Source organism: Pseudomonas sp. NPDC089758 (genome assembly GCF_044748705.1).
Taxonomy (GTDB): domain Bacteria; phylum Pseudomonadota; class Gammaproteobacteria; order Pseudomonadales; family Pseudomonadaceae; genus Aquipseudomonas; species Aquipseudomonas putida_X.
In genome coordinates this window covers 198351-210208 of sequence record NZ_JBIVGN010000011.1, presented here as the reverse complement: position 1 = coordinate 210208, position 11858 = coordinate 198351, and the positions used below count along the sequence as shown (strand labels likewise).

General features: G+C 57.1%; 11 protein-coding genes and 4 tRNA genes. All 15 read left to right on the top strand.

Features of this window, described 5'->3' with window-relative positions; genetic code table 11:
* The first annotated feature begins 192 nt into the window (after positions 1–192).
* The 15 genes from birA to rpoB all read left to right on the top strand — a co-directional run bounded on the left by birA (position 193) and on the right by rpoB (position 11801).
* A complete protein-coding gene (birA, locus tag ACIPZH_RS16910) occupies positions 193–1152 on the top strand; it encodes a bifunctional biotin--[acetyl-CoA-carboxylase] ligase/biotin operon repressor BirA (protein WP_400636943.1) in 960 nt (319 codons plus the stop codon).
* Positions 1142–1891 (top strand): pantothenate kinase, encoded by a 750-nt coding sequence (locus tag ACIPZH_RS16905; RefSeq protein ID WP_400636941.1) that lies wholly within the window; start codon positions 1142–1144, stop codon positions 1889–1891. Before birA ends, ACIPZH_RS16905 begins: the two co-directional genes overlap by 11 nt.
* Before the next feature lie 7 nt (positions 1892–1898).
* Positions 1899–2324, top strand: coding sequence for a hypothetical protein (locus ACIPZH_RS16900; RefSeq protein WP_400630267.1), 426 nt, complete (start codon positions 1899–1901; stop codon positions 2322–2324).
* Positions 2325–2476: 152 nt separating this feature from the next.
* Positions 2477–2560 (top strand) — tRNA-Tyr (locus ACIPZH_RS16895).
* A gap of 24 nt (positions 2561–2584) precedes the next feature.
* Positions 2585–2658, top strand: a tRNA-Gly gene (locus tag ACIPZH_RS16890).
* Positions 2659–2687: 29 nt separating this feature from the next.
* Positions 2688–2763: transfer RNA gene (locus ACIPZH_RS16885), tRNA-Thr, on the top strand.
* 78 nt (positions 2764–2841) lie between these two features.
* The gene (tuf, locus tag ACIPZH_RS16880) at positions 2842–4035 is read left to right on the top strand and encodes an elongation factor Tu (protein ID WP_400636940.1); all 1194 of its coding nucleotides are present in this window, start codon (positions 2842–2844) and stop codon (positions 4033–4035) included.
* A gap of 54 nt (positions 4036–4089) precedes the next feature.
* A tRNA-Trp gene (locus ACIPZH_RS16875) sits at positions 4090–4165 on the top strand.
* 44 nt (positions 4166–4209) lie between these two features.
* Positions 4210–4578, top strand: coding sequence for a preprotein translocase subunit SecE (gene secE / locus ACIPZH_RS16870; RefSeq protein ID WP_008089117.1), 369 nt, complete (start codon positions 4210–4212; stop codon positions 4576–4578).
* Positions 4579–4587: 9 nt separating this feature from the next.
* Complete coding sequence (gene nusG / locus ACIPZH_RS16865) at positions 4588–5121, top strand: transcription termination/antitermination protein NusG (RefSeq protein WP_012316525.1); 534 nt, start codon at positions 4588–4590, stop codon at positions 5119–5121.
* A 119-nt stretch (positions 5122–5240) separates the two neighbouring features.
* Complete coding sequence (gene rplK, locus ACIPZH_RS16860; protein ID WP_003255500.1) at positions 5241–5672, top strand: 50S ribosomal protein L11; 432 nt, start codon at positions 5241–5243, stop codon at positions 5670–5672.
* Positions 5672–6367, top strand: coding sequence for a 50S ribosomal protein L1 (gene rplA, locus ACIPZH_RS16855; protein WP_012316524.1), 696 nt, complete (start codon positions 5672–5674; stop codon positions 6365–6367). The genes rplK and rplA overlap by 1 nt, the downstream gene beginning before the upstream one ends.
* Positions 6368–6563: 196 nt before the next feature.
* Positions 6564–7064, top strand: coding sequence for a 50S ribosomal protein L10 (gene rplJ, locus ACIPZH_RS16850; protein ID WP_012316523.1), 501 nt, complete (start codon positions 6564–6566; stop codon positions 7062–7064).
* 78 nt (positions 7065–7142) lie between these two features.
* Positions 7143–7508 (top strand): 50S ribosomal protein L7/L12, encoded by a 366-nt coding sequence (gene rplL / locus ACIPZH_RS16845; protein ID WP_003255496.1) that lies wholly within the window; start codon positions 7143–7145, stop codon positions 7506–7508.
* 219 nt (positions 7509–7727) lie between these two features.
* Complete coding sequence (gene rpoB / locus ACIPZH_RS16840) at positions 7728–11801, top strand: DNA-directed RNA polymerase subunit beta (RefSeq protein ID WP_039601743.1); 4074 nt, start codon at positions 7728–7730, stop codon at positions 11799–11801.
* The last annotated feature ends 57 nt before the right edge of the window (positions 11802–11858 follow it).

The following is an 11858-nucleotide window of genomic DNA, read 5'->3' as shown; positions in this document are numbered from 1 at the left end:
GTGGGGTTTCCCCATGTGAGAGTAGGTCATCGTCAAGATTCATTTCGCAAAACCCCTATCTGCGCGAGCAGGTAGGGGTTTTGTCTTTTCTGGCTCGATACACGGGATTTGGGTGGTGACGTGGGGCCCTTTTCCTATGCAAGCCCACTACCCATAGCTATCATGCCAGCCTTATTCCAAGTCGAGACTGGCATGCTGAAGTTGTTGAATCTCCTCAAGGATGGCCGGTTCCATTCCGGAGAAGCCTTGGGGGCAGCCCTCGGGGTGAGTCGCAGCGCCGTTTGGAAGCAGCTGCAGCATCTGGAGAGTGAGCTAAATCTCACCATTCACAAGGTTCGTGGGCGTGGCTATCAGCTAGCGGCGCCCCTGGCGTTGCTCGAAGCGAAGGCTATTGCCGAATTCGCTGATGCTGAGCAATGGCCAATGTTCATCCACGAAACCATCGACTCTACCAATGCTGAAGGCCTGCGGCTTGCAGGGCAGGGGCAGGCTGCTCCATTTCTGGTGCTTGCCGAGCGTCAGAGTGCTGGCCGTGGCCGTCGTGGTCGTCAGTGGGTCAGCCCATTCGCAGAAAACCTTTATTACAGTCTGGTGTTGCGGGTCGAGGGCGGCATGCGCCAGCTCGAGGGGCTGAGTCTGGTGGTCGGCTTGGCGGTAATGCGGACCTTGGAAGGCTTGGGTGTCAAGGAAGTCGGGCTCAAGTGGCCTAATGACGTACTTGTGCGTGGCCAGAAAATCGCGGGCATCCTGCTTGAGTTGGTCGGTGATCCGGCAGACGTCTGTCACGTTGTTCTTGGGATTGGCGTCAACGTGAACATGCAGTCAAATGTGCAAGTCGATCAGCAGTGGACCTCCATACGGCGTGAGGTTGGCGCTCCGATTGATCGTAATCGCCTGGTGGCAATGCTCAGCCAGCAACTGCAGCATGAGTTGGCGCGACACCGACGCTACGGTTTTGCCGCATTCCAGGAAGAATGGGAACAAGCACATCTATGGCAGGGGCGTAACGTGTCCCTTGTTGCCGGCAGTACCCAGATCAACGGGGTAGTGCTCGGGGTGGACGGGCAGGGCAGCTTGCGCCTGGAGGTCGATGGTGTGGAGAAGAGCTTCAGTGGTGGTGAGCTCAGTTTGAGGTTGCGTGATGATTCTTGAGCTCGATTGCGGTAACAGCTTCATCAAATGGCGAGTCATTCATGCTGTTGACGCCACTATCGTGGGTGGCGGCATTGTGGATTCCGATCAGGCGCTAGTGGCCCAGGTCGGTGCTTTGACTTCGCTTCGCCTGTCAGGCTGCCGTATTGTCAGTGTGCGTAGTGAGGAAGAAACGGCGGCGCTCTGTGCGCTGATCAATCAGGCGTTTTCTGTGGTGCCGCGGGTAGCGGAACCGGCCCGTAAGATGGCTGGGGTGCGCAATGGATATGAAGACTTCCAGCGCCTGGGCATGGATCGCTGGCTCGCCGCGTTGGGTGCTTTCCACCTGGCCAAGGGGGCTTGCCTGGTGATCGACCTGGGTACAGCTGCCAAGGCCGACTTCATTGGTGCTGATGGCGAGCACCTGGGGGGATACATCTGCCCGGGTATGCCGCTGATGCGCAGCCAGCTGCGAACGCACACTCGCCGGATCCGCTACGACGACGCATCTGCTGAGCGTGCATTGACCAGTCTTGCTCCTGGACGTTCGACTGTCGAGGCGGTCGAACGGGGTTGCGTGTTGATGCTGCAAGGTTTTGCGCGCACGCAGCTGGAGCAAGCACGCTCGCTGTGGGGAGAGGCCTTTACAGTATTCCTCACGGGGGGGGATGCGCCGTTGGTGCGTGAAGCTGCACCCCAGGCGCGCGTGGTTCCCGACTTGGTATTCGTTGGCCTGGCAATGGCCTGCCCTTTGAGCTGAGGTGCTTATGCGTTGGTTGTTTCTGCTGTTGCTGGTGCTCAACGTCTTCTATTACGTCTGGCACCAACAGGAAGCCCCGCTGAAAGCCAAGGATGTCGCCCCGCTCTCGTTATACAAAGGTAATCAGCAGGAGATCCGTCTATTGCGTGAAGCGGGTGTGAATGCGCCTGCTCGTCGCCGTGATGAATGCTTGGTGGTGGGGGGGCTGACGGAGCGGGCTCAAATCGACGCATTGCGCCAGCGCTTGCTGAGCCTGGATATCAACGCAGTACCGGTGTCTGGGCAGTTGCCCGGCGCCGATGGTCTCTGGCTCAAGATTTCCCCGGAAAGCGAGCGTTTACTGGATCAAATGGTCCTCGCCACTCTTTCCAACGATTTCAAAGACTTAAAACATAAAATTATTTTCTGCCAGGGTATTGCAACTGGCGAATAGCTTGATAGAATGGCGCCCGCTTCACAGGGAACACCACTGAGGTGGTAGAGCTGGAAGCAGTGTCAAAGCAGCTAAGTTTCAGATTTGATTGAAGAAATTTGAAAAAAAGCTTGACACTAGGACGGCAGACAAATAGAATGCCGGCCACATCTGGAGGGATTCCCGAGCGGTCAAAGGGGACGGACTGTAAATCCGTTGCGAGAGCTTCGAAGGTTCGAATCCTTCTCCCTCCACCAGTTTTAGCGAGAGCCGCAAGCTCCGCGGGTATAGTTTAGTGGTAGAACCTCAGCCTTCCAAGCTGATGATGCGGGTTCGATTCCCGCTACCCGCTCCAAGTTTGCTGGGTTTTGCACAAAGTGTTTCGCTCTTGTAGCTCAGTTGGTAGAGCACACCCTTGGTAAGGGTGAGGTCAGCGGTTCAAGTCCGCTCAAGAGCTCCATATAAACAAGGCAGATATGAAAATATCTGCCTTTGTTTTATCAGTGTAAGACTATTTCTTCTGCGGAGGATTGTATCGATGGCTAAGGAAAAGTTTGATCGTTCCCTTCCCCACGTTAACGTCGGCACTATCGGCCACGTTGACCACGGTAAGACCACTCTGACCGCAGCTCTGACTCGCGTTTGCTCCGAAGTTTTCGGTTCGGCAATCGTTGAGTTCGACAAGATCGACTCGGCTCCGGAAGAAAAAGCGCGCGGTATCACCATCAACACCGCTCACGTTGAGTACAACTCGACCATTCGTCACTACGCTCACGTTGACTGCCCAGGTCACGCTGACTATGTGAAGAACATGATCACCGGTGCTGCCCAGATGGACGGCGCGATCCTGGTTTGCTCGGCCGCCGATGGTCCGATTCCACAAACCCGTGAGCACATCCTGCTGTCCCGTCAGGTTGGCTTTCCTTACATCGTGGTCTTCCTGAAAAAGGCTGACCTGGTAGACGACGCTGAGCTGCTGGAACTGGTCGAGATGGAAGTTCGCGACCTGCTGTCCACCTACGACTTCCCAGGCGACGACACTCCGATCATCATCGGTTCCGCTCGTATGGCTCTGGAAGGCAAAGACGACAACGAAATGGGCACTACCGCTGTCAAGAAGCTGGTAGAGACTCTGGACAGCTACATTCCTGAGCCAGTTCGTGCCATCGACCAGCCGTTCCTGATGCCGATCGAAGACGTATTCTCGATCTCGGGTCGTGGTACCGTTGTTACCGGTCGTATCGAGCGTGGTATCGTCCGCGTTCAGGATCCGCTGGAAATCGTTGGTCTGCGTGACACCACCACCACCACCTGCACCGGTGTTGAGATGTTCCGCAAGCTGCTGGACGAAGGCCGTGCTGGCGAGAACTGCGGCGTTCTGCTGCGTGGTACCAAGCGTGACGACGTTGAGCGTGGCCAGGTTCTGGTCAAGCCAGGTTCGGTCAAGCCGCACACCAAGTTCACCGCAGAAGTCTACGTTCTGTCGAAGGAAGAAGGCGGCCGTCACACTCCGTTCTTCAAAGGCTACCGTCCTCAGTTCTACTTCCGTACCACTGACGTGACCGGTAACTGCGAACTGCCGGAAGGCGTTGAAATGGTAATGCCAGGTGACAACATTCAGATGACTGTTACCCTGATCAAGACCATCGCAATGGAAGACGGTCTGCGCTTCGCTATCCGTGAAGGCGGTCGTACCGTCGGCGCCGGCGTCGTAGCAAAAATTATCGAATAAGTAGTTGATTTACTTGATCAGGCCGGTATAATGGCCGGCCTGATACAGCGTTACAGGTCAGTAGCTCAATTGGCAGAGCGACGGTCTCCAAAACCGTAGGTTGGGGGTTCGATTCCCTCCTGACCTGCCATTCACCTCAGTGTGATTGGCTTTCTTCTTACAGGATCCTCCTCGATGACTCCCAAAACTGAAGCCCAAGAATCGCGTTTTGATCTGTTCAAGTGGCTGGCTGTAGTGGCTTTGGTGGTTGTTGGTGTAGTGGGTAATCAGTATTACTCCGCCTCTCCAATCCTGTACCGCGTTCTTGCACTTCTCGCCCTGGCTGCTGTTGCGGGCTTTGTAGCTCTGCAGACCGCGAAGGGTAAGTCGTTCTTTGCGCTTGCGAAGGAAGCTCGTACTGAGATCCGTAAAGTCGTGTGGCCGACCCGCCAGGAAACCACCCAGACCACGCTGATTGTCGTGGCTGTCGTGCTGGTTATGGCACTGCTGCTGTGGGGGCTTGATTCCCTGCTCGGCTGGGCGGTCTCCCTGATCGTTGGCTAAAGGTGTCCCGTGGCTAAGCGTTGGTATGTTGTGCATGCTTACTCGGGTTACGAGAAGCATGTTATGCGCTCCCTGATAGAGCGCGTCAAGCTGGCAGGCATGGAAGACGGTTTCGGCGAGATCCTGGTCCCGACCGAAGAAGTCGTCGAAATGCGCAACGGCCAGAAGCGCAAAAGTGAGCGTAAATTCTTCCCTGGCTATGTTCTGGTCCAGATGGAGATGAACGAAGGGACTTGGCACTTGGTCAAGGATACCCCTCGTGTGATGGGTTTCATTGGTGGTACTGCTGATAAGCCTGCACCGATCACTGATAAAGAAGCTGAAGCTATCCTGCGTCGCGTAGCCGACGGTAGTGACAAGCCGAAGCCGAAGACGTTGTTCGAGCCCGGTGAAGTGGTTCGAGTCATTGATGGTCCGTTCGCTGACTTCAATGGTAACGTCGAAGAGGTTAACTACGAAAAGAGTCGCCTCCAGGTGGCGGTACTCATTTTCGGTCGCTCTACTCCGGTAGAGCTCGAGTTCAGCCAGGTCGAAAAGGTCTAGGCGGACGAAGCATCCCATACCCCGCAGCCCTGTGTGCTGCGGGGTTTTGTCGTCACTGGGATAAAACGCAAGTCATCCGGGGAGCCATCTGGCGTTCGTACCCGATATTGGAGTAGCTCATGGCTAAGAAGATTCAGGCTTACATCAAGCTGCAAGTTAAGGCCGGCCAGGCCAACCCAAGCCCACCCGTTGGTCCAGCACTGGGCCAACACGGTGTGAACATCATGGAATTCTGCAAGGCCTTCAACGCCCGTACTCAGGGTCAAGAAGCCGGCCTGCCGACGCCTGTGATCATCACTGTTTACAGTGACCGTAGCTTCACTTTCGAGACCAAGAGCACCCCTGCCTCGGTTCTGCTGAAGAAAGCTGCTGGCCTGACCAGTGGTTCGGCTCGCCCGAACACCGTCAAAGTCGGTACCGTGACCCGTGCTCAGCTGGAAGATATCGCCAAAGCTAAACAGGCTGATCTGACCGCTGCTGACCTGGACGCTGCTGTACGCACCATCGCTGGCTCTGCCCGCAGCATGGGCCTGAACGTGGAGGGTGTGTAATGGCTAAGCTGACCAAGCGCCAAAAGGCTATTGCTTCGAAAGTCGAAGCTGGCAAAGTTTACAACTTCGAAGACGCAGCTGCGCTGCTGGCCGAACTGTCCACCGTGAAGTTCAGCGAATCTTTCGACGTTGCCGTCAACCTCGGTGTTGACCCGCGTAAATCCGACCAGGTCGTTCGTAGCGCTACCGTGCTGCCACACGGCACTGGCAAGACCGTGCGCGTTGCCGTCTTCACCCAGGGTCCAGCTGCTGAGGCCGCTCTGGCTGCCGGCGCTGACCGTGTAGGTATGGATGATCTGGCTGCCGAAATGAAGGGCGGCGACCTGAACTATGACGTCGTCATCGCATCGCCAGATGCCATGCGCGTTGTGGGTCAGCTGGGTCAGGTTCTGGGTCCTCGCGGCCTGATGCCTAACCCGAAAGTCGGTACTGTGACTCCTGATGTTGCCACGGCTGTGAAAAACGCCAAGGCCGGTCAGGTTCGCTATCGCACCGACAAAAACGGTATCATCCACACCTCCGTTGGCAAGGTCGGTTTCGAAGCTGGCAAGCTGAAGGAAAACGTTGAAGCCCTGATCGCTGATCTGAAGCGTATCAAGCCAGCTTCTTCGAAAGGTATTTACGTCAAGCGCGTTACCCTGAGCACCACTATGGGCCCAGGTCTGGTCATCGATCAGAGCTCGCTGAACGCGTAAGGCAATGATGGCGCGATTCGTCGCGCCATCAGCAAAATTGGGGTCCCTGCCTGGCGGGGGCTATCCAAGACCGTAGGCGGCGCAAGCCTTAAACCTCAAGCCTACGCAGATGGTGCTCCCGATTCGTTACCGAATCAGACACCAAAACGACATCCGGCTTCGGCCAGATGAAACGGTAAAAACCAGGAGTAAACCCGTGGCAATTAAACTCGAAGACAAGAAAGCCATCGTCGCTGAAGTCAACGAGGCTGCCAAAGTCGCTCTGTCCGCTGTCGTGGCCGATGCCCGTGGTGTGACTGTAAGCGCAATGACCGGACTCCGTAAAGAGGCCCGCGAAGCTGGCGTATACGTACGTGTCGTACGTAACACCCTGCTCAAGCGCGCAGTTGAAGGTACCGAGTATTCGATCCTCAACGACGCGTTCAAAGGCCCGACCCTGATTGCTTTCTCCAACGAACACCCGGGCGCTGCTGCTCGTCTGTTCAAAGAGTTCGCCAAGGGTCAGGACAAGTTCGAGATCAAGGCAGCTGCGTTTGACGGCAATTTCATTGCCGCCAACCAGATCGATGTACTGGCTACCTTGCCGACCCGTGACGAAGCTATCGCACGTCTGATGAGCGTCATTCAAGGCGCTACCAGCAAGCTGGCTCGTACTCTGGCGGCCGTTCGCGACCAGAAAGAAGCTGCTGCTGCCTAAGGCCGCGTAACCTCTTTCAAAATCATATGTTTAATTTGATGGCTGCGTAGGCTGTCACCCCAATACAGGATTTAAGTCATGTCCCTGACTAACGAGCAAATCATCGAAGCAATCGGCCAGAAAACCGTTCTGGAAGTTGTTGAGCTGATCAAAGCTATGGAAGAAACCTTCGGCGTTACCGCTGCTGTTGCCGCTGCTGGCCCAGCTGCTGCTGCTGCCGTTGTTGAAGAGCAGACCGAGTTCAACGTTGTTCTGGTTGAAGCCGGCGACAAGAAAGTGAACGTGATCAAAGCCGTTCGCGAACTGACCGGTCTGGGCCTGAAAGAAGCCAAAGAGAAAGTCGACGGCGCTCCTCAGGTCGTAGCTGAAGGCGTTTCGAAAGAAGCCGCTGAAGACGCTAAGAAGAAGCTGGAAGAAGCAGGCGCTAAAGTCGAGCTGAAGTAATCTCGACCTTGCGACTCCAGCCGGAGCGTTGAGCAAAGGCTGATGGCTGGTGGCTTATGCCACCGGCCTTTTTCCGTTATTGGTGGCCGATCACGTCGGCCCCGATAACAAGCTGCAAGACACCCATGTGGGTGGCGCAAACCAAGGGGTTTGCACGATTTTCTGGCTGCTCCCGCCGGGAGAAGCCAAACAAGCAGGTGACCAAGCTGGGGAACGCTGATGGCTTACTCATACACTGAGAAAAAACGTATCCGCAAGGACTTTAGCAAGTTGCCGGACGTCATGGATGTGCCTTACCTCCTGGCCATCCAGCTGGATTCGTATCGCGAATTCCTGCAAGCGGGAGCATCCAAGGATCAGTTCCGCGACGTCGGCCTGCACGCGGCCTTCAAATCGGTATTTCCGATCATCAGCTACTCCGGCAATGCTGCCCTGGAGTACGTAGGCTATCGCCTGGGCGAACCCGCCTTCGATGTGAAGGAATGTGTCCTGCGTGGCGTGACCTTCGCGGTCCCACTGCGGGTCAAGGTGCGCCTGATCATCTTCGACAAGGAATCGTCGAACAAAGCGATCAAGGACATCAAAGAGCAAGAAGTCTACATGGGTGAAATCCCCCTGATGACTGAGAACGGTACCTTCGTTATCAACGGTACCGAGCGTGTGATCGTTTCCCAGCTGCACCGTTCGCCTGGTGTGTTCTTCGACCACGACCGTGGCAAGACGCACAGCTCCGGCAAGCTGCTGTACTCCGCTCGCATCATTCCGTACCGCGGCTCCTGGTTGGACTTCGAGTTCGATCCGAAAGACTGCGTGTTCGTCCGTATCGACCGTCGCCGCAAACTTCCGGCCTCGGTACTGCTGCGCGCCCTGGGTTACAGCACCGAAGAGGTTCTGAACACCTTCTACACCACCAACGTGTTCCATATTTCCGGCGAGAAACTCAGCCTGGAACTGGTGCCTCAGCGTCTGCGTGGTGAAGTTGCGGTCATGGATATCCATGACGAAACCGGCAAGGTCATCGTTGAGCAGGGCCGCCGCATTACCGCGCGCCATGTCAACCAGCTCGAGAAGGCCGGCGTGAACCAATTGGACGTTCCGATGGAATACGTCCTGGGTCGCACCACCGCCAAGGCTATCGTGCATCCGGCTACCGGCGAGATCATCGCCGAGTGCAACACCGAGCTGACCGCCGAGCTGCTGATCAAGATCGCCAAGGCTCAGGTCGTACGCATCGAAACGCTGTACACCAACGACATCGACTGCGGTCCGTTCATCTCGGACACCTTGAAGATCGACACCACCAGCAACCAACTGGAAGCGCTGGTCGAGATCTATCGCATGATGCGCCCGGGCGAGCCGCCAACCAAGGACGCTGCCGAAACCCTGTTCAACAACCTGTTCTTCAGCGCCGAGCGTTACGACCTGTCGGCCGTGGGCCGCATGAAGTTCAACCGTCGTATCGGTCGTACCGAGATCGAAGGTTCGGGCGTGCTGAGCAAGGAAGACATCGTCGAGGTTCTCAAGACCCTGGTCGATATCCGTAACGGTAAAGGCATCGTCGACGACATCGACCACCTCGGTAACCGTCGCGTACGTTGCGTCGGCGAGATGGCCGAGAACCAGTTCCGTGTTGGCCTGGTGCGCGTCGAGCGCGCGGTCAAGGAACGTCTGTCGATGGCTGAAAGCGAAGGCCTGATGCCGCAAGACCTGATCAACGCCAAGCCGGTTGCGGCGGCGGTGAAGGAGTTCTTCGGTTCGAGCCAGCTCTCGCAGTTCATGGACCAGAACAACCCGCTCTCCGAGATCACCCACAAGCGCCGTGTTTCCGCACTCGGCCCGGGCGGTCTGACCCGTGAGCGCGCAGGCTTTGAAGTCCGTGACGTACACCCGACCCACTACGGCCGTGTGTGCCCGATCGAAACCCCTGAAGGTCCGAACATCGGTCTGATCAACTCCCTGGCGGCCTATGCCCGCACCAACCAGTACGGCTTCCTGGAAAGCCCGTACCGCGTGGTGAAGGAAGGCGTTGTCAGCGACGACATCGTGTTCCTGTCGGCGATCGAAGAAGCAGATCACGTCATCGCCCAGGCTTCGGCCGCGATGAACGACAAGAAGCAACTGATCGACGAGCTGGTTGCTGTTCGTCACCTGAACGAATTCACCGTCAAGGCGCCGGAAGACGTCACCCTGATGGACGTATCGCCGAAGCAGGTTGTTTCCGTTGCTGCCTCGCTGATTCCGTTCCTCGAGCACGACGACGCCAACCGTGCACTCATGGGTTCGAACATGCAGCGTCAGGCTGTACCAACCCTGCGTGCCGACAAGCCGCTGGTCGGTACCGGCATGGAGCGCAACGTTGCCCGTGACTCCGGTGTCTGCGTGGTTGCTCGCCGCGGTGGCGTGATCGACTCCGTCGACGCCAGCCGTATCGTCGTTCGCGTAGCCGATGACGAAGTCGAGACCGGTGAAGCAGGTGTAGATATCTACAACCTGACCAAGTACACCCGCTCCAACCAGAACACCTGCATCAACCAGCGTCCGCTGGTTAGCAAAGGTGACAAGGTTGCGCGTGGCGACATCATGGCCGACGGCCCGTCCACCGACATGGGTGAACTGGCGCTGGGTCAGAACATGCGCATCGCGTTCATGGCGTGGAACGGCTTCAACTTCGAAGACTCCATCTGCCTGTCCGAGCGTGTGGTTCAGGAAGACCGCTTCACCACGATCCACATTCAGGAACTGACCTGTGTGGCGCGTGACACCAAGCTTGGCCCAGAGGAAATCACTGCGGATATCCCGAACGTGGGTGAAGCTGCACTGAACAAGCTGGACGAAGCCGGTATCGTCTACGTGGGTGCTGAAGTCGGCGCTGGCGACATCCTGGTCGGCAAGGTCACGCCAAAAGGCGAAACCCAGCTGACGCCGGAAGAGAAACTGCTGCGTGCGATCTTCGGTGAGAAGGCCAGCGACGTTAAGGACACCTCCCTGCGCGTGCCGACCGGCACCAAGGGTACCGTCATCGACGTTCAGGTCTTCACCCGTGATGGCGTGGAGCGCGACAGCCGCGCACTGGCCATCGAGAAGATGCAGCTGGACGAGATTCGCAAGGACCTCAACGAAGAGTTCCGTATCGTCGAGGGTGCAACCTTCGAGCGTTTGCGTTCTGCCCTTAACGGCCAAGTGGTCGACGGTGGTGCGGGCCTGAAGAAAGGCACCGTGATCACTGACGAAGTGCTGGACGGTCTGGAGCACGGCCAGTGGTTCAAACTGCGCATGGCTGAAGATGCACTGAACGAGCAGCTGGAAAAGGCTCAGCAGTACATCGTCGATCGCCGTCGCCTGCTGGACGACAAGTTCGAAGACAAGAAGCGCAAGCTGCAGCAGGGCGATGACCTGGCACCGGGCGTACTGAAGATCGTCAAGGTTTACCTGGCCATCCGCCGTCGCATCCAGCCGGGTGACAAGATGGCCGGTCGTCACGGTAACAAAGGTGTGGTCTCGGTCATCATGCCGGTAGAAGACATGCCGCACGACGCCAACGGTACTCCGGTCGACGTCGTACTGAACCCGCTGGGCGTACCTTCGCGTATGAACGTCGGTCAGATCCTTGAAACCCACCTGGGCCTCGCGGCCAAAGGTCTGGGCGAGAAGATCGACCGCATGATCGAAGAACAGCGCAAAGCCGCTGAGCTGCGTGGCTTCCTCACCGAGATCTACAACGAGATCGGTGGTCGTCAGGAGAACCTGGAAGAGTTCACCGACGAAGAGATCCTCGCCCTGGCGCACAACCTGAAGAAAGGCGTGCCTATGGCTACTCCGGTCTTCGACGGTGCCAAGGAGCGCGAGATCAAGGCCATGCTGAAGCTGGCTGACCTGCCAGAGAGCGGCCAGATGGTGCTGTTCGACGGCCGTACCGGCAACAAGTTCGAGCGTCCTGTGACCGTGGGTTACATGTACATGCTCAAGCTGAACCACTTGGTGGACGACAAGATGCACGCGCGTTCCACTGGTTCCTACAGCCTGGTTACCCAGCAGCCGCTGGGTGGTAAGGCGCAGTTCGGTGGTCAGCGTTTCGGGGAGATGGAAGTGTGGGCGCTGGAAGCATACGGCGCGGCATACACCCTGCAAGAAATGCTCACAGTGAAGTCGGACGACGTGAACGGCCGTACCAAGATGTACAAGAACATCGTGGATGGCGATCACCGTATGGAGCCGGGCATGCCCGAGTCCTTCAACGTGTTGATCAAAGAGATCCGTTCGCTCGGTATCGATATCGATCTGGAAACCGAATAACACGTGACGCGAAGGGGAGCGGGGCTGTTACAGCCCGCTTCCTGCTCCGCCAGGAGG